The organism is Methylobacterium sp. D48H, assembly GCF_053345715.1.
Genome location: NZ_JBKFAP010000162.1, coordinates 1 through 303, shown reverse-complemented (window position 1 = coordinate 303; position 303 = coordinate 1). Strand labels below are relative to the sequence as shown.

General features: G+C 75.2%; 1 protein-coding gene. It reads right to left on the bottom strand.

Annotation, left to right across the window (positions count from 1 at the left end; genetic code table 11):
• A partial coding sequence (locus ACLBX8_RS31955) for a helix-turn-helix transcriptional regulator (RefSeq protein ID WP_447716444.1) occupies positions 1-303 on the bottom strand: 303 nt, incomplete at both ends.

The window sequence follows — 303 nt, the reverse complement described above, 5'->3', positions numbered from 1 at the left end:
GTCCGGCAGGCTCCGCTTCCAGCGCGCCCGCTGGACGGCGGGCCGGAGGCCGTGCCGCTCCTCCAGGAACTCGGCGTCCGTGATCCGGTCCGTGCGGAAGTGCCGGAGCGCCCCGCGCAGCTCGCACCAGCCGGCCACCATCCGGGCCTGATCGAAGAACCCGACGATCACCGGCCAGATCACGCGCCGGCTCGGATCGCCGCGGACGTCGCGGTACTGGATGCGGACCTTGCGGCCCTCGCGGATCCAGGTCCGCGCGCGGGCGACGTCGATCCCGTCCGCGGCCTGCGCGAACGCCGTCGG